This is a genomic window from Rheinheimera sp. F8, assembly GCF_001518915.1.
In genome coordinates, this window is sequence record NZ_CP013656.1 from 2,639,762 (window position 1) to 2,658,563 (window position 18,802).

The following is an 18,802-nucleotide window of genomic DNA, read 5'->3' on the forward strand; positions in this document are numbered from 1 at the left end:
TGATACAATTTTTCCAGTTGCTGTCGAAATCTATCCACCAAAGCCGACCATGGCAGCGGACCTGCTTGCTGGTCTGTAGAAAACCGATATTGTTTACCATGGAGCGATGATGAAAATTTCAATTGAAACAACAGTAAAAGCCTCGCTGGAACAGGTTTGGCAGTGTTTTGTCACGCCGGCGCATATCACTGGCTGGAACTTCGCGATTACAGAATGGTGTTGCCCCAAAGCCGAACTGGATTTGGTCGAAGGGGGCACCTTCAATTACCGGATGGAAGCAAAAGATGGGTCTTTCGGTTTTGATTTTGCTGGAAATTTTATTGCGATCACGCCGCATCAGTTGATTCGTTATCAGCTGGGGGACGCGCGTCTGGTGGACGTTCGGTTTAGCGAGAGCCCGCAAGGCATCAGAGTACAACAAACCTTTGAGGCGGAAGATGAACATTCCGCCGAGCAGCAACGGCAGGGCTGGCTCGGCATTTTGCAGAATTTTAAGGCCTATGTTGAAAGTAAAAATGCAGCGTCATAACACAACGCTGCACTTGAACCATGACTAAATAAGCCGCGACCGGCTGGGGTTAAACCGCAAACGCACTGGTATAAACAGCCGTTCAGCCTTTCAGTACCTGCGACAGCGCCTGATAACCCTGCCGGATAGTCGTGATCCGGTTGTTGGAGTTGTCGTGTTCGATGAACTGGTGGCGGATGCCGGCTTGCCCGGCCTTAGCGAAAATAGCTTTAAAATCAATAGTGCCTGTGCCGACGTCGACCATAGCGCCGTCTTTCGCCATATCTTTGACGTGCACCAGTGGGAAGCGCCCCGGATTGGCTGCGAATAATGTCAGCGGGTCCACACCGGCTTTGACGGCCCAGAACAGGTCCAGCTCCATCTTGACTAATTCTTTGTCGGTTTCGCTCAGTAACACGTCGTATGGCAGACCACCTTTAACCGGCGTCAGCTCAAAATCATGGTTGTGATAAGCCAGCTGCAGGCCAGCGTCTTTGATTGGTTTGGCAAAGCCGTTCAGTTCGACCGCCAGCTTTTTATAGTTGTCGACTGAATCGCCGCGCTGCTCTTCGGATATCCAGGGCAGCACAATATATTGATGGCCAATCACTTTGGCATCTTTGATCACTTGTGGCAGGGCACTTCTGAGTACGTCCAGCGGTACATGCACCGATGGCGCAGAGAGACCGTTGGCATCAAGCAGTTTGCGGATATCCTCGGCGCTGTGGCCAAAATAGCCGGCGAATTCGACATCGCCATAACCGACGCCTGCGACTAACTTCAGTGTGTCGGCGACACTTTTCTCCATCATGTCACGCAAGGTATAGAGCTGCAGACCGGTTTTTTTCACAGCGCTGCTGCTTTGGCTCTCAGCGAGCGCCTGCAAAGGGTTGCCGAGCAGAGTCAAAGCGGCGATGCCGGCGCAGCTTTGCTGCAGAAACTGACGGCGGCCTGGTGATAGCAAATTTGGGGTCGTGATCATGATGAAGCTCCCTGTTGTTGTCTTGGTTCAGATAGCGGATTTACTATCTGCGCTAGCAATCTTTTACTGGTCTTTTACTGGCCTGGGGCCGGTCCGGTACTGGCTCTGACCACCAGATCAAAAGGCAAAATCACTTTCGGCGCTTTACTGAGCCGGCCTTCCAGCACATCTATCAGCAATCGCACCGCTGTGCGGCCGAATTCTTCGGCAGGTTGGGCTATCGTGGTCAGTGGCGGATCGGTAAAAGCGGCAAATGAAATATCGTCAAAGCCGGCCACGGAAATATCAGCCGGCACGCGCAAACCCTGTTGTTTAATGCGCTGAATGGCACCAATCGCCATCTCGTCATTTTCACAGAAAATAGCCGTCGGCGGATTCGGCAGGGCCAGTAAATCACCGGCGGCCTGAAAGCCGGATTGCAGCGAGAAATTGCCTGGTGACAGTAATTCTTCCGCAAAAGGCACGCCAGCGGCCTGCAGTGCGTCGCGATAACCAGCGACCCGGTCGCGGGTCAGCGGGCTGCGCGCCGGGCCTTTAATCATCGCAATGCGCCGGTGTCCCAGCGCCAATAAATGTTCGGTCATCGCACTGGCTGCCGCGCGGTTATCCAGCACGACAGTAGGGCAAGGTGCTTTGTCGAGCACTTCACAGGCATTGACCATTGGCAATAAGGCTGGCGCTTCGTCATTGGGTTCTGCCGGCTCTGCGGCGCTAAAAGGATTGTGCGCACGCAGCTGAATGAGGCCATCCGCCTGCGAGGTCTGCACCATCTTGGCGTAGGCCGCTTCCATTTCGTCATCACCGAGCGTGTTGCCAAGCAGCAGCGCATACTGGTTTTCGTGCGCGGCTTCCTGCATGCCGCTGATGACGCGGGCGAAAAACACGTTGGCGACGGTCGGCACCAGCACCACTAAATTGTGGGTTTTGCCGGAGCGAAACCGTACCGCCATTAAATTGGGTTTGTAGCCAGCAGCTTTGACAGCGGCCAGCACTTTGTTACGGGTTTTCAGCGACACCAAATCGGGTTGCTGCAAAGTCCGGGAGACTGTTGCCACGGACACTTCGGCCAAACGGGCCACTTCGCGGATATTGGACATAAGCGTTCTTTTTGTTGGATCCAAACCGGCATTCTACTCAGTTCCGTGACTGATGATGCAATAGCTTTAAATGTAACCGGTATCATTTATAAGGGATATTCGCCGCGCTGTGAAGGGGTTTTGTGGCTTTTCTGAGCAATAAATTAGTGCAAATGCTCGTTTTTGGTGCGGTGCATATTTTGGTTTTGCGCAAAAATGACGCAAATATTTTGCTTTTGGCCGGATTTTAGGTTGACGCGGCAAAATGTAATCCGTTACATTTTTTAAATCAGGCATGGCTGAAGTTGCTGCAACAGCATGCCCCCGGTTTTTCCACACAGCTTTTGGCAGGGATACACAGATGAGTCAGCCGATCCGACCCCGTTCGCAGAAAATTCGTTTAGGCATGCTCGGTGGGGGCGAAGGTGCTTTTATCGGCGCCGTGCATCGTCACGCCGCGGCGCTTGATGGGCAGACCGAGTTGGTTTGCGGTGCCTTTAGCCGCGACGCCGGCAATAACCAGCGCACCGGCGCGGCGCTTGATCTCGCGCCACAGCGTGTATACGACAGTTGGCAGCAGATGTTAGACGCAGAAGCGGCCTTGCCGGAACATGAGCGGATGCAGCTGCTGGTCATTGTCACGCCCAATCAACTGCATGTACCGGTCAGCCGCGCTGCGATTGCGGCCGGCTTTCATGTGTTTTGTGAAAAACCAGCCGGTGTCACGCTTGCTGAAACAGAATTGCTGGCGGCTGAGCTGGCACAAAGCGACCGCTTATATGGTCTGGCGCATACGTATCTGGGTTATCCGATGGTATGGCAGGCCAAACAGCTGGTGGCGGATGGTGTGCTTGGCACTTTACGCAAAATCTATGTCGAATACCCACAAGGCTGGCTGACTGACAACTTAGAAGCCAGCGCGCAGAAACAAGCGAGCTGGCGCACCGATCCGGCGCAGGCCGGCAATAGCGGCTGCATGGCGGATATCGGCACGCATGCGTTTGGCCTCGCCGAATTTATCAGCGGTCAGCGCATCAATCAGCTTTGTGCTGAACTGGCCAGTCATGTGCCGGGCCGCCGGCTCGACGATGACGGTGCGGCGTTATTTAAAACCAGCGGCGGCGCCAGTGGCGTGCTCATCGCCAGTCAAATCTGTGCCGGTGAAGAAAACGCGCTGAAAATTCGCCTCTATGGCGACAAAGGCGGGCTGGAGTGGCAGCAGATGGAGCCAAACAGCATCATAGTGCGGCCACATGGCGCACCATTTTATCTGTTGCGTGCTGGTGCCGGTCAGGCTGGCCTTGGCGCAGAAGCACTGAAACGTTGCCGCTTACCGGCCGGGCATCCGGAAGGATATTTAGAAGCGATGGCGAATCTGTACCGTGATTTCGCCAACGCGATCCGCGCCGGTGAGCGCGGCACGCCAGGTGGCGTGCCAGGCATCAGCGCCGGCTTACGCGGGATGGCTTTTATCGACACAGTCAGTACCACCAGTGCAGAAAAATGGCAGACCGTGCCGGATGTCGGCTAGAGCAACGCGATATCGGGCCTGATCTGGTCTAAACAATTTATACGAGCCATTTTTGCGAGGACACACAATGCAGAGTATTCAGGGCCCGGCGATTTTTCTGGCGCAGTTTATGGGCGACAGTGCGCCATTTAACAATCTCATCACGATGGCGAAATGGGCAGCGGACTTAGGCTACAAAGGCATTCAGGTGCCGACCAACGACCCGGCGCTGTTTGATTTGGAAAAAGCGGCAGCAAGTCAGGCCTATTGCGATGACATCAAAGCGCAATGTGCCGCCGTTGGCATCAGCATCACCGAGTTATCGACACACCTGCAGGGCCAGTTAGTTGCCGTGCATCCGGCTTACGACGAACTGTTTGATAACTTTGCGCCGGCACATTTACGTGGCAAGCCAAAAGAACGGACTGAGTGGGCGATTGCACAGCTGAAGCTGGCAGCGAAAGCCAGTCAGAATCTCGGCCTCAAAGCGCATGCGACCTTCTCCGGCGCTTTGTTGTGGCATCTGGTTTATCCGTGGCCGCAAAGACCGGCGGGTCTGGTTGAGCAGGGTTTTGCTGAACTGGCCGCGCGCTGGTTACCGATTCTGGATGCCTTTGATGCGGCCGGTGTCGATGTTTGTTATGAAATTCATCCTGGTGAAGATTTGCATGATGGCGCCAGTTTTGAGCGTTTTTTAACAGCCACCAACAATCATCCGCGCGCCAATATCCTGTTTGATCCCAGCCATTTTGTGTTGCAGCAACTGGATTATCTGGCCTTTATTGACCGCTACCATGACCGCATCAAAATGTTCCATGTCAAAGACGCTGAATTCCGGCCGGACGGTCGCGCCGGCGTCTATGGCGGTTATCAGGACTGGGTGGACAGACCCGGACGGTTTCGTTCATTAGGCGATGGCCAGGTCGATTTCAAAAGCATTTTCAGTAAGTTAACTCAGTATGGTTATCAGGGCTGGGCGGTACTGGAATGGGAGTGTTGTTTAAAAGATTCGGCACAAGGCGCGCAAGAAGGCGCACCTTTTATTGCCGCGCATCTGATTCACCGCGCCACCCGCGCCTTTGATGATTTCGCCGGGGGCAGTTCGGATACCGCGCGCAACCGGCGCATTCTTGGTTTGGAATAGCAGGCGGCAGTCACAATTTTTTCGAGTCTGACCACAGGAACCGGTGTAGCGCGATGACCGGTTTCGTTAATACCTAAAGCGCAACAGACAATACAACAACAAAAATCGAGGGGATGACGATGAGTACAATAAAAATACGCCTCAGTACCATGATGTTTCTGCAGTTTTTTATCTGGGGCGGCTGGTTTGTCACCCTGGGCACCTTTTTAAGCCAGAACCTGGGCGCCGACGGCCCGCAAACCGGTATGGCATTTTCCACCCAAAGCTGGGGCGCTATTATTGCGCCGTTTTTTATCGGTTTAATCGCCGACCGCTTTTTTAATGCCGAACGCATATTGGCGGTGCTGCACCTGATTGGCGCGGTGCTGATGTATCTGATGGCGCAGGCTACTGATTTCGCCGCGTTTTATCCGCTGGTGCTCGGTTATATGCTGGCTTACATGCCCACTTTAGCGCTGGTCAACTCGGTGTCTTTTGGTCAGATGCAACAGCCGGAACGTGAGTTTGGTCAAATTCGCGTCTGGGGCACTATCGGTTGGATAGCAGCAGGCCTTGTCATCAGTTATCTGTTTGGCTGGGATGCCGCTGAGGCGATTGCGGCCGGTGCTTTGCAAAACACTTTCCTGATGTGTGCGGCCGCATCTTTAGCGCTTGGTTTGTATAGCTTTACGTTACCGGCGACACCGCCTGCTGCACGGGGTACCGACGTCAAGCTGGGTGAGCTGATTGGCCTGGATGCGCTGAAACTATTAAAAGATCGCAATTTCGCGCTGTTTTTTGTTTCATCAATTCTGATTTGTATCCCGCTGGCATTTTATTACCAAAATGCCAACCCGTTCCTGACTGCCGTTGGTGTAGAAAATGCCACCGGCAAAATGACGTTGGGTCAGGTGTCTGAAGTCGCTTTTATGCTGGCGCTGCCGCTGTTTTTAAATCGTTTTGGTATCCGCTGGACGCTGATTTTAGGCATGGCGGCCTGGGTGCTGCGTTATGTGCTGTTTGCGTATGGCGATGCTGGTAGTGGTATGGCCTTGTTACTGGTTGGCATTGCGCTGCACGGTATTTGTTATGACTTCTTTTTTGTCTCCGGTCAGATTTACACCAACAGCAAAGCCGGTCCGGCTTACAAGAGCGCAGCACAGGGGCTTATTACGCTCGCGACTTACGGTATCGGCATGCTGATTGGCTTTAGTGTGGCAGGGCAAGTAACACAGGCCTACACCACAGCTTCGGGTGCCGACTGGACGCACATCTGGTTATTCCCGGCTGGTTTTGCTGCGGTGGTGCTGGTGCTGTTTGCGCTGATTTTCAAAAACGAGACCTTAGCTGCAGCTCAGGATGGCCGTCATGACTAAAACCACGGAGTCCACAGGCGTTTCCCGTCGCAGCATGCTGAAACAACTGGCGGCGGGCGGTGTGGCACTTGGCGTCGCCGGGCCGTCATTATTACTGAGCGGCTGTGCTGCAACTGCAGCGCAATCAACACAGGCAGCGGCCAGCGCAGATGACGTAGATGACGAAAAGCCGGCACTAAAAGGCCGGGTCCATCATTCGGTCGCCAGCTGGACTTATGCCCATCTGTCGATTGAGGAGCTGTGTCAGCTGGTTAAATCCTTAGGTTTTAGTGCGATTGATTTGGTCGGGCCAAAAGACTGGCCGACGTTAAAAAAATACGGCATCGACTGCTCGATGTGTAACGGCGCTGAGATCAATCTGGTCGATGGCTGGTGCAATCCGCAGTTTCACCCGGAGCTTATCAAGCGCTATCGCGCCCATATCGATTTGGTCGCCGACGCCGGTTATACCAATCTGATTTGTTTCTCCGGCAATGCCAGAGGCATGGACCGGGAAACGGCGCTGAATCACGCTGTCGTGGGTTTATCACAAATTCTGCCGCAGGCAGAAGCCCGTGGCGTGGTGCTGCAGATGGAGCTGTTTAACAGCAAAGTTGACCATCCGGATTATCTGGCGGATAGCTCAGGTTTTGGCATTGAGCTGTGTAAGCGACTGAAATCGAATCACTTTAAGCTGCTGTATGACATCTACCATATGCAAATTATGGAAGGGGACATCATTCGCACTATCCAGGATAACCATCAATATTTTGGCCATTACCACACTGCCGGGGTGCCGGGACGGCATGAAATTGATGAGACGCAGGAGTTGTATTACCCGGCGATCGCCAAGGCGATAGTCGCGACCGGCTTTAAAGGGTATCTGGCGCAGGAATTTATTCCAACGCCAGCGACACCAGAGGGCAAAGTGCAATCACTGGCGGACGCTATCCGCATTTGTGATGTTTGAACCGGGGTGAGCCAACTTTAAGCGCTGAGACTCAGTACAAAAAGAGTACGCAAAAAGAGCGCGCCAACAGCAATAACAGATAACAAAATCACAGGTAGCAAGAGATGACAACTGCGCAAAATCATTACGACGCCATCGTCGTTGGCTCCGGCATTAGTGGTGGCTGGGCTGCCAAAGAGCTGACCGAAAAAGGCTTAAAAGTGTTGCTGCTCGAACGCGGCCGTAACATTGAACATATCAAAGACTACACCAACGCGATGAAAGAGGCGTGGGATTACCCGCACCGCGACAGGCCCACCGAGCAAATGAAACAGGACTATCCGGTACTCAAACGCGATTATCCGCTGAATGAAAGTACCTTCGGCATGTGGGCCAATGAAAAAGACTCGCCATATACCGAGAAAAAACGTTTTGACTGGTATCGCGGTTATCACATGGGCGGCCGCTCGCTGTTGTGGGGCCGGCAAAGCTACCGGTTAAACGAAGCGGATTTTGAAGCCAACTTAAAAGAAGGCGTGGCGGTCGACTGGCCAATTCGTTATGCCGACTTAGCGCCCTGGTACGATTATGTCGAGCGTTTCGCCGGTATCTCCGGCAACCGCGATGGTCTGGACGTGTTGCCGGACGGGCAATATCTACCAGCGTTTGAGCTCAATATCGTCGAAAAAGACGTGGCCGCGCGGATCAAAAAAGCCTTTGGTGGCAGCCGTCACCTGATTTGTGGCCGCACCGCCAATATTACCCAGCCAAAGCCGGAGCAAAACCGCGTCAATTGCCAATACCGAGCTAAATGCTGGTTGGGTTGTCCATTTGGTGCTTATTTCAGCACGCAGTCGTCGACGCTGCCGGTCGCGATGAAAACCGGCAATTTGACCGTACGGCCGTTTTCGATTGTAACGCAGGTGCTGTACGACAAAGACAAAAAACGCGCGCGTGGCGTGGAAGTGCTCGACAGTGAAACCAATCAAACCGTTGAATTTACCAGCAAAATCATATTCTTAAATGCGTCGTCTTTTAACTCCACCTGGATTTTGATGAATTCAGCTACGGATGTGTGGGCAGGCGGTTTGGGCTCCAGCAGCAATGCACTCGGCCGCAATGTGATGGACCACCACTTAGGCGTTGGCGCTTACGGCGAAGTCGAAGGCTATCTCGACAAATACCATTTTGGCCGCCGGCCGACCGGTTTTTACGTGCCGCGGTTTCGCAACTGGGGCGGTGACAAACGCGATTATCTGCGTGGTTTTGGTTACCAGGGTTCGGCCAGTCGGGAAAACTGGCGGCGTGACGTCGCAGAGCTTGGTATTGGCATCGACTTAAAAGCGGTGTTAACCGAACCCGGGCATTGGGGCATTGGCATGGGCGGTTTTGGCGAAATGCTGCCGCACCATGACAACCGGATTTACCTGGATCCGAAAGTTAAAGATAAGTGGGGCTTGCCAGTGCTGGCGATGGATGTCGAGATGAAAGACAACGAACTGCGCATGCGAAAAGACATGATGCAGGATGCGGTCGAGTTCTTTGAGGCCGCCGGTGTAAAAAACGTGCAGGGCTATAACGGCGATTATGCGCCCGGTATGGGCATTCACGAAATGGGCACAGCCCGGATGGGGCGAGATCCGAAAACGTCGGTATTAAATGCCAATAATCAGGTGTGGGATGCACCGAACGTGTTCGTCACCGATGGCGCTTGTATGACGTCGGCGTCTTGTGTCAATCCGTCGCTGACCTATATGGCACTGACCGCGCGCGCCGCCAATTTCGCGGTCGAAGCACTGAAAAAAGGGGAGCTCTGAGATGGAAAGACGTGACCTGTTAAAAATGATCGCGGCCGCCACTGGTCTGGCTTTTGTTGGCGGAGAAGCCTGGGCCGCTGGCCCGGTTGCAAAAACTGCGGCAGCGGCAAAACCTTTATTTGGCGCCGGCGACATTATGCTGTTGGATGAAATTGCCGAAACCATTTTGCCACGCACCAACACGCCCGGCGCGAAAGATGCCGGTTGTGGTGCCCAGATGGCGGTGATGGTGCAGGACTGTTATGACGCGAAGCAACAGGCGCTGTTTGTCGCAGGCCTCGCTGCATTGCAGGCAACTTGTAAACAACAATATCAGCGTGATTTTTTGCAGCTAACCGCGGCTGAACGCACGGCGTTACTGACACAGCTTGATAAAGACGCCAGCGCCCGTAATGCCGCAATCGCCAGCAATGACAGCACCAATGTGTCGAATCGCAAAGGCGATGCCTCACTGGAGCCGCATTATTTTACGCTGCTGAAACAGCTAAGTATTTTTGTATTTTTTACCTCCAAAGTGGGCGCCACTGAAGTGCTGCGTTATGTCGCGGTACCAGGACGTTATGACGGGGCTATGCCGTATAAAAAAGGCGATAAAGCCTGGGCGACCTGATGGCAGGCCTTGGTTTTTATAGCCTGGGTTTTTAGGCAACAGAAGGCGCTGTTTTTTCACAGCGCCCCCAACCACTTTGTGAGAGTTTTTTTATGCAGCAATTATCAGTTTTATTTAGCGCCGCGCTGGTTTTTAGTGTTGTGGCGCCAGCCTCGCAGGCAGCGACTGACACTTTCCCAACTACCGCCGAGCTTGCCAAAATGACAGACGCCGAGCGCCATGCGCAGGCCGCCCGGACTGAAGTCTGGACACCGGTACCAAAGGTGGTCAGCTTCGGTCAAAACAACCTGCCGTCGGATGCCATACCGTTGCTCGGTAAAGATTTATCGGCCTGGCGCTCTGTCAAAGATGGTGGCGCGGCGCTCTGGCAACTGAAAGATGGTGTGATGACCGTACAGCCGGGCAGTGGTGATATCCGCACTGTAGAGAATTTCTGTGATATCCAGCTGCATCTGGAATGGCAATCACCGCCGGCAGATCCGGCGAAAACAGGTCAGATGCGCAATAACAGCGGGATTTTCTTGCAGGATAAATATGAAGTGCAGATCCTGGATTCATACCAGAACAGTACTTATCCAAATGGTCAGGCTGGTGCTGTCTACAAGCAGACTATTCCGCTGGTCAACGCAACAAAACCGACCGGGCAGTGGCAGGTCTACGACATCATCTATAAAGCGCCACGTTTTGATGGCAATAAACGGCTGAGTCCGGGTTATGTCACAGTGCTGCATAATGGGGTGTTATTGCAAAACCATACTGAAATTGCCGGCACCACTGAATGGATCGGCCCGCCGCAGCAACCTGCGCATGGCTGTGCCCCGCTGAAACTGCAGGACCATGGCGATAAAGTCAGTTTCCGCAATATCTGGGTACGCAAGCTGTGATCCATTAAGCGTTGAGCCAGCCGAGCGGGGGCCTGTTGCGCCCCCGTTTTTATTGGACTGTTTATTGAGCCCTCTATTGAACCCTTTATTGAGCCAAGGCCGCCGGATCCATCCAGAATACTTCCCAGATATGACCATCTAAATCCAGCATGCTGCGGCTAAACATAAAACCGTGATCTTGTGGTGGATTTACATCGACTTTGCCGCCCTGTGCGCCCGCGGTGGCAACAAATTGATTGACCGCGTCAATGCTGTCGGCATTCAGCGCCAGCATCACTTCGCTGCTGCTCTGTGCGGGGATCGGCCTGGTTGTGAAGGTCTGCCATTTAGCGTGAGTCAATAACATCACAAAGATACTGTCGCTCCACACCATGCAGGCCGCAGTAGCATCACTGAACTGCATATTCTGATTAAACCCAAGCGCTTGGTAAAAGCTGATGCTGGCGGTTAAATCCAGCACTGGTAAATTGATAAAAATCATCCGCGACATAAAACACTCCTGTTTGTGATTGCCCGTCAATAAAATTCAAATTCGCTGCACAGCGCTTATCAACAGCTTGTGCCAACAGTAGTCGATGAGCAGCGCTGATTTTCGACAAGCCGATGTTTAATATTGCAGATGTTTAATAAATAGTGCGATGTACTTAAAACCAGTCCGGTGATAAAAACGGGATTAATGCCAAAATCAAGGCCTGCTGATACACGCTGCTGCGACTGAGTTTATGCTGGGTCAGCAGGCCAATCGCGCCGCCGGCCTGTTTGATATTTTGCGTACCGAACAGGTCATCCATCACATCACCGAGCTCGTCACCTTGCTCCAGTCGTTGCACGGCAACGGCCGGCAATTGCAGCGACGCGGAGCGGGCGCGGCCGTCGCGTTTGCCATCAGTGATGCGCATCCAGGCGAACGTCATGCCATCGTCTAATCCAGCTTCAATGGCCACATAGAAATCCGCTGGCTGCAGTTGCAGTTGCAGTTGCAGCTGTAAATTATGCAGGCGGTTGTCGGCGCCGAGCAGGGTTTCGGCGGAGCTCATTGGCTGTGCGGCGACTCCCGATTCGGTTTTATAGCCGCCGACGTGGCACTGCACGTCTGGAAATGCCAAAGCAAAGGCCTCGCGGACGGCGTTGATTTTGGCGGGATTGGTCGATGCAACTGCGATCTGCCATGACATACTGAGGTTCCTTCACACAAAAAACCAGAGTATACCGGCCAGTCATTGGGCTTGCATCTGTCCAGATATGGTTGGTCGGATTTCTGTTTCAGGCTACTTTGTGTTTACATAGATTTTACCCTGAACCCGCCACTTGCCGGAGCATGCTGATGGAAACTCAATACCCGCTGACCGATTTTGTTGAATATAGTCCTGCTGAGCTGCAACAACGCGCGGCCGATCATCTGGCGCTGATGCAGCGTCGCCATACTATCCGCAATTTTTCTGACAAACCGGTGCCACGGCAGGTGATTGAACAGCTGATCCAGGTGGCGGCCGGCGCGCCGAGTGGCGCCAATCATCAGCCCTGGCATTTTGTCGCGATCAGCGATCCGGCGGTAAAACAACAAATTCGCCATGAAGCAGAGTTACAGGAAGCCGGTTTTTACAATGGCCGCGCCGGCGATGAATGGCTCAATGCATTAAAACCACTTGGCACTGACGCGCATAAGCCGTACCTTGAAACAGCGCCGTGGCTCATTGTGATTTTTTCGCAAAAACGCGGTGGCATCGACAATAACGACAGCGACACCAATTACTATGTCCATGAATCTGTGGGCATCGCCACCGGCTTTTTGATCCAGGCGGCGCATCAGGTTGGTTTAGTGTCGTTAACGCATACACCAAAACCAATGAGTTTTTTAAGCAAAATCTGTGGCCGCGACAACGATAACGACCGGCCATATATGTTGCTGGTATTGGGATATCCGGCAGCAGACGCCACGGTACCGGCGCACGCGTTAAAGAAAAAGCCGTTTGACCAAATCTGTACTGTGGTTGAATAAAGTCGCGGTCAGCCACACCAGCCATAACTTAACCGCCAAAAAAGCCGCCTGCGGCAGGAGAACATGATGCGCACTGATGGACTAAACCGACTGGATCAGCACTTATGGTTATTATTGCGGCTGACGCTGGCTGGATTGTTGGCCGCGCATGGCTGGGCCAGGTTGCTCGGTGGCGGCGTGGTGCCTTTTGGTGAATGGTTGCAAACGCAGGGCCTGCCGGCCGGGTTTTATCTGGCCGCCGCAGTCACTGCTTATGAGATTATTGCCACGGTACTGTATGCGTTGGGGAAATGGGTTTGGCCTTTAACCCTTGGTTTTGTTGGCATCTACAGTACTGGTCTGTTAATGGTGCATGCGCCATTTGGCTGGTTTGTCGTTGGTGCCGGCCGCAACGGTATGGAATACAGCGTGCTATTGATTGTGACTTTGTGTTGTGTCGGTTATCGGGCATATGTTGCCGGCAAACAACGTGACGGCCAGTTCTAATGGTTGTTGCTGCGGGCCAGCGAAACACTGATCAGCAGCGTCAGTACTAAAAAGCCGCTGGACACCCACAAACAGGCGGGGAGTCCGGCAGCCTGATAGACAGCACCGGACAACAGCGTGCCAACTAAGCGGCCCATCGCGTTGGCCATATAATAAAATCCTACATCCAAAGACACACCATCCCGGCCTGCCAGCCGCACAATCAGGTAACTGTGCAGTGCTGAATTAACCGCAAACACCGCGCCAAACAACATCAGCCCGCCAATCAATATCCATAGCGGCTCGCTGCTGTAAACCATGCCAATACTGATGAATAACGGGATGCCGCATAAGATGGCCGCCCAGCGTACTGCGGCGTTGATGCTTGCGGACTGATCCTGCGGATCTGCAGTTGCGCGGCCTGTCAGCGCTGGTGCCAGCGCTTGCACCATGCCGTAGCCAATCACCCAAAAGGCCAGAAAGCTGCCAATCGCCGTTTGCGACCAGCCAGCAGTCGTTGCCAGATACAACGGCAGCGCAATGACAAACCAGACATCGCGGGCGCCGAATAAAAACAGTCGTGCCGCCGCGAGCTTATTTATCGCCTGGCTTTTGGAAAATATTTCTTTGAATTTGGGTTTGAATTTACTTTTGCCTAAATCGCGTTGCAGCAAAAACAAGCTCAGGCCCCAGATCAACGCCAGCGCCGCCGCCATCGCTGCAATCGCACCCTGAAACCCAAACAGGGTTAACAACAGGCCACCGAGGAAAAAACCAACGCCTTTGAGCGCATTTTTTGAGCCGGTCAACAATGCAACCCATCGATATAACGCACCTTGCGCATCCTCTGGCAGCAGAAGTTTCAGCGAACTTTTGGCGCTCATTTTATTCAGATCTTTGGCGATACCAGACAATGCCTGCGCCGCCATCACCCAAATAACGGTCAGCAGCGGTGCCGGCACCAGCAACATCAAAAGCGCCACGACCTGCAACAATAACCCGATATTCATCGTTTTATTGAGGCCAACACGCGCACCCAACCAGCCGCCGACCAGATTGGTGATAACACCAAACAACTCGTAAAACAGAAACAACGAAGCGATGGCCAGTGGTGTAAACCCAAGCTGATAAAAATGCAGCACAATCAACATGCGCAGTGCACCGTCAGTCAGCGTAAAAGCCCAATAATTGGCGGTGACCACGCCGTATTGACGTAGTGCCGCGTTTGCGGTTGTGCTGGTTGGGGTTGTCAAAGGCATGTCTTTCCGTTTAAGCCTGACCGACCAGCCTGGCCAGTTCAACGGTGCGGTTGGCATAACCCCATTCATTGTCGTACCAGGCATAAATCTTCAGCTGAGTGCCGTTGACGACCATCGTCGACAGCGCATCAATAATGCAGGAGCGTGGGTCAGTTTTATAATCGACCGACACCAGCGGCCGCTCCTCGTAACCCAAAATGCCTTGCAGTTCGCCTTCGGCCGCGGCTTTGAGCAGACCATTCACTTCTTCAGCACTGGTGGCACGTTCCAATTCAAAGACACAATCGGTGAGGGATGCATTAGCCAGTGGCACCCGCACGGCGTGGCCATTCAGCCGGCCTTTCAGTTCCGGAAAGATCTCAGTAATCGCGGTGGCAGAGCCGGTAGTGGTTGGGATCAGGCTGCTGCCACAGGCGCGGGCGCGGCGTAAGTCTTTGTGTGGCGTGTCCAGAATTGACTGGGTATTGGTTAAATCATGGATAGTCGTGATAGAACCATGTTTGATGCCTAAGTGCTGGTGGATCACTTTGACCACAGGCGCCAGACAGTTGGTGGTGCAACTGGCCGCAGTGACGATGCGGTGGACGGCCGGGTCAAACAGCTGATGATTGACGCCCATGACTACATTCAGCACGCCGGATTCTTTCACTGGCGCACTGACCACCACGCGCTTGACGCCCTGGTCCAGATAAGCCTGCAGCAACGCCGTGGTTTTCATCTTGCCGGAGGCTTCAATCACCAGATCACATCCGGACCAGTCGGTGTCGGCGATGGATTTATTGGCGCTGACCTGAATGGTTTTGCCATTGATCCGGATGCTTTCACCTTCGGCGCTGGCTAAATGGGACCAACGACCATGCACCGAGTCAAAATTCAGCAAATGGGCGAAAGTGGCGGCGTCGGCCGCCGGATCGTTGATCTGCACAAATTCCAGTTCCGGCCAGTCAAATGCGGCCCGCAGCGCCAGCCGGCCGATCCGGCCGAAGCCGTTAATTCCTACTTTAATTGTCATCGTTGTTGCTCCAGAAACAGCCTCAGAGTGCGTTGAAATAAGCCAGATGTGGTGCCAGCGTTAATGCATAGGGCCGCAGCGCCTGCACCCGTTGTTTGGCTTCGATTTTATCCAGCCCGAGTTCTAACAGAATTTGTGCAGCCATCAGACCGGTGCGGCCCGAGCCGCCTTTACAATGGATGGCAACTTTTTCGCCCTGACGCAATAACTCGTGCACAAAGGCGCTGGCCTGTTGCCAGCCTTGTGTAAAAGCCAGTCCCGGCGCCTGATCGTCTTCAATCGGGCAATGAAACCAGGCGAGGTCCAAAGCGCGGCATTGCGCCGGCAAGTCGGCAACCTGCAGCTGCTGCAGCTCGTGGTCCGGTGTCAGTGTTATCACCGCTTTGGCACCGGCGGCTTTGAGCTCAGCCAGTGCCATCGCCAGTGCGACGCCTTTGGTGCCGGGGCAGGGGGTAAACAGCAAGGCTGCGGTCGCGCTGGTGCCGGGATTAATCAGCAGTTCGTCAAAAGGGTGGTGCATGATAATTCTCCTGCAGGGGGGGCGGGGTTAAAGCGCCAGATTCAGGTACAGCAGCTGCTGACGCGTTCTGGCCGGTCGCCCATGGCATTTAAGTTACCAAGCAGCGGTTGTAGTAAAACCTGATGCCCAGCACGGGTCTGTTCGATGGCTGTCAGTGCCCAGCCTGGCAACGCCGGATTGAGCCGGTAAAACACCCACTGGCCCTGACGGCGGTCCAGTAACAGTTGTGATTTTCGTAACATCGCCAGATGGCGGGAGATTTTCGGCTGCGATAGATTTAACGCAGTGGTCAGTTCGCAAACGCAAAGTTCGCCTTCTTGGGCAATCAGCAGAATCGTATGCAGGCGGGTTTCGTCAGCAAGTAATTTAAAAAATTCAACAGGTTGCATAGATAGCCTCAGCAACTGATCCGCAAACAGTTTATATCTGGATATTCATATATGTGTTTTATCATATGTTTTACCGGCGATATGTCAATACTTTCATAAATCGCTGGCGCTATCTGTGCGACAGCGCAAAAAAAAAACCGGCTTACGCCGGCTTTCTGTTTCAAGGACCCAGACTGAATTATTCAGCCAGACCGACGTAGACGTGTTGCACGTCATCGTCATCTTCAATCGCTTCAAGGAAGTGTTCGACTTCAGCCAAGGCTTCCGCCGACAGTGTCGCCATGCTAACCGGGTTATTCGGTTTATAAATCAGTTTGGCGGCAGAGACAGTAAACCCAAATTCTGGCAGCGCTTTGGCAACTAAATCCAGATCAGTTGGCTCGGTGTAAAACACTGCATCGCCTTCTTCACCGGCCTCAAAATCTTGGGCACCGGCTTCAATCGCGGCCATTTCGATATCGGCGTCTGCATTGGCAGGAGAAGCGTCAATCTGACCTAAGCGTTTGAAATCCCAGGATACTGAGCCAGAAGAGCCTAACTGACCTTTGCGGAATAACACACGGATACTTTGTGCTGAGCGGTTTTTGTTGTCAGTCAGACATTCGACAATCACCGGCACCTGATGCGGTGCGAAACCTTCATAGACGATATGTTCGTAGTTCACCGGGCCGTCGAGCAAACCGGCGCCTTTTTTGATGGCACGTTCCAGTGTTTCTTTTGGCATCGATGCTTTGCGTGAGGCTTCAATCGCCATGCGCAGTTTGGAATTCATTGCCGGATCAGCGCCGTTGCGCGCTGCAACCATGACTTCTTTTGCCAGTTTGGTAAAAAGTTTGCCTTTTGCCGCGGAGGCATCAGCTTTGTGTTTGGATTTCCATTGCGCGCCCATGGCTGCTCTCTCACTTATTTTAACTTCGGAAAAAACCGCCGTAGTCTAGCCAATCCAACAGTCTGAGGCAACATCGCTGACCAGCTGTGGTAGACTGCAGCAGTCATTTTCTGGAGTACTCATAATGAAACGGCTGTCGTTATTTGCATTGATATTGGTGTTGTCAGGGGGCTTGTTGTTACAGCCTGGGTATGTAGTCGCCGAAGAACCGGTTGCGGCCGCGGTGGCAGCGACCACTGATGTCGAAGCGACAATGAAAAAAATTGGTTTTAATTTTAAGCAGGCGATGCAGGCAACGGAAGTCTCGGTGATGCAGGAAAAAGTACTGGCGATGAGCGAATTGGTTGCGTCAGTGCAGGCTTACCAGTTTACTCCTGAGAAGCAGGCGGTCTTTCAGCAGGGGCTCGACAAAGTGGCCGCACAGCTGACGCTGGTGCAGAGCGCGTTAGCCAAACAAGATCTGGCAACGGCCAAACAACTGCTGGGTGAAGTCGATAGTCTGAAAAAGCAGTATCACAAAGAAAGATCCCCGTCGTTCTGGCAGTTAATTTTTGGTGGTTAATCTTCAGCAATGCTGAATTAGACATAAAAATATTTTCATACATTTCAATAAATTAATTTAATTCAGCTATAAAAGCAGCAACCTTAATTTGCCTTAAGGTTGCTTTAAGTTTCCCCCGCCAGAATCAGCAACATCAGAGAAAACCTGTGGAGAGGTTGAAATGACTGCTGCTGTAACTCTATCCCCGGTTGAATACCTGCCGCCACTGGCTTACAAAGATTGCCAGTCTGGCGTTGCGACTGACCCACAATCTGCACAACTGCAGTGGTGTGACCGCAATCACACCGATCGCCACAGTCTGGAACAATTTATCGCCGGTGGCTTTGCTGCCGCTTATGACGCTCATATCAGTCAATTTATGCCGCATTTACTGGCCGTCACGCTGCATGGTCAGTGGCAGGCGGTGCTGGGTATTCGCAGCGGTCTGGCGCCACGCCTGTTTGTGGAACAGTATCTCGATGCGGATATCTGTACTGTGCTGGCCGGCGCCGGCATTCAGACCCAGCGTGCACAGGTTGCCGAGATTGGCAATCTGTACGCCAGCGGCCGTCAGCAAACCTTATTACTGTTTATCGCAATGGCAGTCGCACTGTATCAACAGGGGTACCGTCATCTGGTGTGCTGCGCCACACCAACGGTGATGTCGATGTTAAGTCGTCATGGCCTGCTGTTAAATGTGTTGGCGGAAGGTGACCCAAGCCGGTTAGGCGATGCCGCGGCCGATTGGGGCAGTTATTACCAGCGTCATCCGCAGGTTTGCCAGCTGGATTTAACTGCAGCTTATCAACTGATTATGGCTAAGCCGCAGTTACAGCAAATGCTGAGTGGTTTTCTGCCACTGCTGCAAAGCGCAGGCGCCAGCCTGTCTGAACAAGCCGGTCATTAGGAGCAGT

21 protein-coding genes are annotated in these 18,802 nt (G+C 53.2%); 12 read left to right on the forward strand and 9 right to left on the reverse strand.

The genetic code is table 11. From position 1 onward, the window contains the following. Positions 1–106 precede the first annotated feature (106 nt). Positions 107–529: an SRPBCC family protein gene (locus ATY27_RS11800; protein WP_208930842.1), complete on the forward strand. Its 423-nt coding sequence runs from the start codon at positions 107–109 to the stop codon at positions 527–529. 82 nt (positions 530–611) lie between these two features. Here the strand turns inward: ATY27_RS11800 and ATY27_RS11805 are convergent, their stop codons facing one another. After that, complete coding sequence (locus ATY27_RS11805) at positions 612–1,490, reverse strand: sugar phosphate isomerase/epimerase (protein WP_208930843.1); 879 nt, start codon at positions 1,488–1,490, stop codon at positions 612–614. A 74-nt stretch (positions 1,491–1,564) separates the two neighbouring features. Next, complete coding sequence (locus ATY27_RS11810) at positions 1,565–2,587, reverse strand: LacI family DNA-binding transcriptional regulator (protein ID WP_208930844.1); 1,023 nt, start codon at positions 2,585–2,587, stop codon at positions 1,565–1,567. A gap of 340 nt (positions 2,588–2,927) precedes the next feature. Here ATY27_RS11810 and ATY27_RS11815 point away from each other — a divergent pair, with 340 nt between their 5' ends. The 7 genes from ATY27_RS11815 to ATY27_RS11845 all read left to right on the forward strand — a co-directional run bounded on the left by ATY27_RS11815 (position 2,928) and on the right by ATY27_RS11845 (position 10,814). Continuing rightward, on the forward strand, positions 2,928–4,097 hold the full coding sequence (locus ATY27_RS11815; protein ID WP_208930845.1) for a Gfo/Idh/MocA family oxidoreductase: 1,170 nt from the start codon (positions 2,928–2,930) through the stop codon (positions 4,095–4,097). A gap of 67 nt (positions 4,098–4,164) precedes the next feature. Continuing rightward, positions 4,165–5,220, forward strand: coding sequence for a sugar phosphate isomerase/epimerase (locus ATY27_RS11820; RefSeq protein ID WP_208930846.1), 1,056 nt, complete (start codon positions 4,165–4,167; stop codon positions 5,218–5,220). A gap of 119 nt (positions 5,221–5,339) precedes the next feature. Then, on the forward strand, positions 5,340–6,575 hold the full coding sequence (locus ATY27_RS11825; RefSeq protein WP_208930847.1) for a nucleoside permease: 1,236 nt from the start codon (positions 5,340–5,342) through the stop codon (positions 6,573–6,575). Continuing rightward, on the forward strand, positions 6,568–7,524 hold the full coding sequence (locus tag ATY27_RS11830; protein ID WP_208930848.1) for a TIM barrel protein: 957 nt from the start codon (positions 6,568–6,570) through the stop codon (positions 7,522–7,524). The genes ATY27_RS11825 and ATY27_RS11830 overlap by 8 nt, the downstream gene beginning before the upstream one ends. A gap of 104 nt (positions 7,525–7,628) precedes the next feature. Then, positions 7,629–9,320, forward strand: coding sequence for a GMC family oxidoreductase (locus tag ATY27_RS11835; protein WP_208930849.1), 1,692 nt, complete (start codon positions 7,629–7,631; stop codon positions 9,318–9,320). 1 nt (position 9,321) lies between these two features. Then, a complete protein-coding gene (locus tag ATY27_RS11840) occupies positions 9,322–9,930 on the forward strand; it encodes a gluconate 2-dehydrogenase subunit 3 family protein (protein ID WP_208930850.1) in 609 nt (202 codons plus the stop codon). Between the two features lie 92 nt (positions 9,931–10,022). Beyond that, positions 10,023–10,814, forward strand: coding sequence for a DUF1080 domain-containing protein (locus ATY27_RS11845; RefSeq protein ID WP_208930851.1), 792 nt, complete (start codon positions 10,023–10,025; stop codon positions 10,812–10,814). Positions 10,815–10,899: 85 nt separating this feature from the next. Here the strand turns inward: ATY27_RS11845 and ATY27_RS11850 are convergent, their stop codons facing one another. Next, entirely contained in the window at positions 10,900–11,304 is a 405-nt protein-coding gene (locus ATY27_RS11850) for a VOC family protein (protein WP_208930852.1), read from the reverse strand. 154 nt (positions 11,305–11,458) lie between these two features. Then, positions 11,459–11,989 (reverse strand): inosine/xanthosine triphosphatase, encoded by a 531-nt coding sequence (gene yjjX, locus ATY27_RS11855; RefSeq protein WP_208930853.1) that lies wholly within the window; start codon positions 11,987–11,989, stop codon positions 11,459–11,461. A 149-nt stretch (positions 11,990–12,138) separates the two neighbouring features. Between yjjX and ATY27_RS11860 the strand changes: the two genes are divergently transcribed. Both ATY27_RS11860 and ATY27_RS11865 read left to right on the forward strand, forming a co-directional pair. Next, positions 12,139–12,813 (forward strand): nitroreductase family protein, encoded by a 675-nt coding sequence (locus ATY27_RS11860; RefSeq protein ID WP_208930854.1) that lies wholly within the window; start codon positions 12,139–12,141, stop codon positions 12,811–12,813. Between the two features lie 63 nt (positions 12,814–12,876). After that, positions 12,877–13,299 (forward strand): DoxX family protein, encoded by a 423-nt coding sequence (locus ATY27_RS11865; RefSeq protein ID WP_208930855.1) that lies wholly within the window; start codon positions 12,877–12,879, stop codon positions 13,297–13,299. Here the strand turns inward: ATY27_RS11865 and arsJ are convergent. The 5 genes from arsJ to ATY27_RS11890 all read right to left on the reverse strand — a co-directional run bounded on the left by arsJ (position 13,296) and on the right by ATY27_RS11890 (position 17,347). Continuing rightward, a complete protein-coding gene (arsJ, locus tag ATY27_RS11870) occupies positions 13,296–14,537 on the reverse strand; it encodes an organoarsenical effux MFS transporter ArsJ (RefSeq protein ID WP_208930856.1) in 1,242 nt (413 codons plus the stop codon). The genes ATY27_RS11865 and arsJ overlap by 4 nt on opposite strands. A gap of 10 nt (positions 14,538–14,547) precedes the next feature. Continuing rightward, a complete protein-coding gene (locus ATY27_RS11875; protein WP_208930857.1) occupies positions 14,548–15,549 on the reverse strand; it encodes an ArsJ-associated glyceraldehyde-3-phosphate dehydrogenase in 1,002 nt (333 codons plus the stop codon). A 22-nt stretch (positions 15,550–15,571) separates the two neighbouring features. Then, complete coding sequence (locus tag ATY27_RS11880; RefSeq protein WP_208930858.1) at positions 15,572–16,069, reverse strand: tyrosine-protein phosphatase; 498 nt, start codon at positions 16,067–16,069, stop codon at positions 15,572–15,574. A 41-nt stretch (positions 16,070–16,110) separates the two neighbouring features. Next, on the reverse strand, positions 16,111–16,458 hold the full coding sequence (locus ATY27_RS11885) for a metalloregulator ArsR/SmtB family transcription factor (RefSeq protein WP_208930859.1): 348 nt from the start codon (positions 16,456–16,458) through the stop codon (positions 16,111–16,113). A 178-nt stretch (positions 16,459–16,636) separates the two neighbouring features. Next, positions 16,637–17,347 (reverse strand): YebC/PmpR family DNA-binding transcriptional regulator, encoded by a 711-nt coding sequence (locus ATY27_RS11890; RefSeq protein ID WP_208930860.1) that lies wholly within the window; start codon positions 17,345–17,347, stop codon positions 16,637–16,639. Positions 17,348–17,471: 124 nt separating this feature from the next. Between ATY27_RS11890 and ATY27_RS11895 the strand changes: the two genes are divergently transcribed. Further along, on the forward strand, positions 17,472–17,909 hold the full coding sequence (locus tag ATY27_RS11895; protein ID WP_208930861.1) for a cytochrome b562: 438 nt from the start codon (positions 17,472–17,474) through the stop codon (positions 17,907–17,909). 160 nt (positions 17,910–18,069) lie between these two features. Then, positions 18,070–18,795 carry a thermostable hemolysin gene (locus ATY27_RS11900; protein WP_208930862.1) on the forward strand — a complete coding sequence of 242 codons (726 nt, stop codon included), beginning with the start codon at positions 18,070–18,072 and terminating at the stop codon, positions 18,793–18,795. Positions 18,796–18,802: the final 7 nt, after the last annotated feature.

Bases quoted from the DNA above. Each gene is read 5' to 3' on its own strand.
- ATY27_RS11885 (WP_208930859.1), bottom strand. From the start codon at position 16,458: ATGCAACCTGTTGAATTTTTTAAATTACTTGCTGACGAAACCCGCCTG.
- ATY27_RS11875 (WP_208930857.1), bottom strand. From the start codon at position 15,549: ATGACAATTAAAGTAGGAATTAACGGCTTCGGCCGGATCGGCCGGCTG.
- ATY27_RS11830 (WP_208930848.1), top strand. From the start codon at position 6,568: ATGACTAAAACCACGGAGTCCACAGGCGTTTCCCGTCGCAGCATGCTG.
- ATY27_RS11850 (WP_208930852.1), bottom strand. From the start codon at position 11,304: ATGTCGCGGATGATTTTTATCAATTTACCAGTGCTGGATTTAACCGCC.
- ATY27_RS11860 (WP_208930854.1), top strand. From the start codon at position 12,139: ATGGAAACTCAATACCCGCTGACCGATTTTGTTGAATATAGTCCTGCT.
- ATY27_RS11820 (WP_208930846.1), top strand. From the start codon at position 4,165: ATGCAGAGTATTCAGGGCCCGGCGATTTTTCTGGCGCAGTTTATGGGC.
- yjjX (WP_208930853.1), bottom strand. From the start codon at position 11,989: ATGTCATGGCAGATCGCAGTTGCATCGACCAATCCCGCCAAAATCAAC.
- ATY27_RS11810 (WP_208930844.1), bottom strand. From the start codon at position 2,587: ATGTCCAATATCCGCGAAGTGGCCCGTTTGGCCGAAGTGTCCGTGGCA.
- ATY27_RS11840 (WP_208930850.1), top strand. From the start codon at position 9,322: ATGGAAAGACGTGACCTGTTAAAAATGATCGCGGCCGCCACTGGTCTG.
- ATY27_RS11880 (WP_208930858.1), bottom strand. From the start codon at position 16,069: ATGCACCACCCTTTTGACGAACTGCTGATTAATCCCGGCACCAGCGCG.
- ATY27_RS11895 (WP_208930861.1), top strand. From the start codon at position 17,472: ATGAAACGGCTGTCGTTATTTGCATTGATATTGGTGTTGTCAGGGGGC.
- ATY27_RS11845 (WP_208930851.1), top strand. From the start codon at position 10,023: ATGCAGCAATTATCAGTTTTATTTAGCGCCGCGCTGGTTTTTAGTGTT.
- ATY27_RS11825 (WP_208930847.1), top strand. From the start codon at position 5,340: ATGAGTACAATAAAAATACGCCTCAGTACCATGATGTTTCTGCAGTTT.
- ATY27_RS11815 (WP_208930845.1), top strand. From the start codon at position 2,928: ATGAGTCAGCCGATCCGACCCCGTTCGCAGAAAATTCGTTTAGGCATG.
- ATY27_RS11835 (WP_208930849.1), top strand. From the start codon at position 7,629: ATGACAACTGCGCAAAATCATTACGACGCCATCGTCGTTGGCTCCGGC.
- ATY27_RS11865 (WP_208930855.1), top strand. From the start codon at position 12,877: ATGATGCGCACTGATGGACTAAACCGACTGGATCAGCACTTATGGTTA.
- ATY27_RS11890 (WP_208930860.1), bottom strand. From the start codon at position 17,347: ATGGGCGCGCAATGGAAATCCAAACACAAAGCTGATGCCTCCGCGGCA.
- ATY27_RS11805 (WP_208930843.1), bottom strand. From the start codon at position 1,490: ATGATCACGACCCCAAATTTGCTATCACCAGGCCGCCGTCAGTTTCTG.
- ATY27_RS11800 (WP_208930842.1), top strand. From the start codon at position 107: ATGATGAAAATTTCAATTGAAACAACAGTAAAAGCCTCGCTGGAACAG.
- arsJ (WP_208930856.1), bottom strand. From the start codon at position 14,537: ATGCCTTTGACAACCCCAACCAGCACAACCGCAAACGCGGCACTACGT.
- ATY27_RS11900 (WP_208930862.1), top strand. From the start codon at position 18,070: ATGACTGCTGCTGTAACTCTATCCCCGGTTGAATACCTGCCGCCACTG.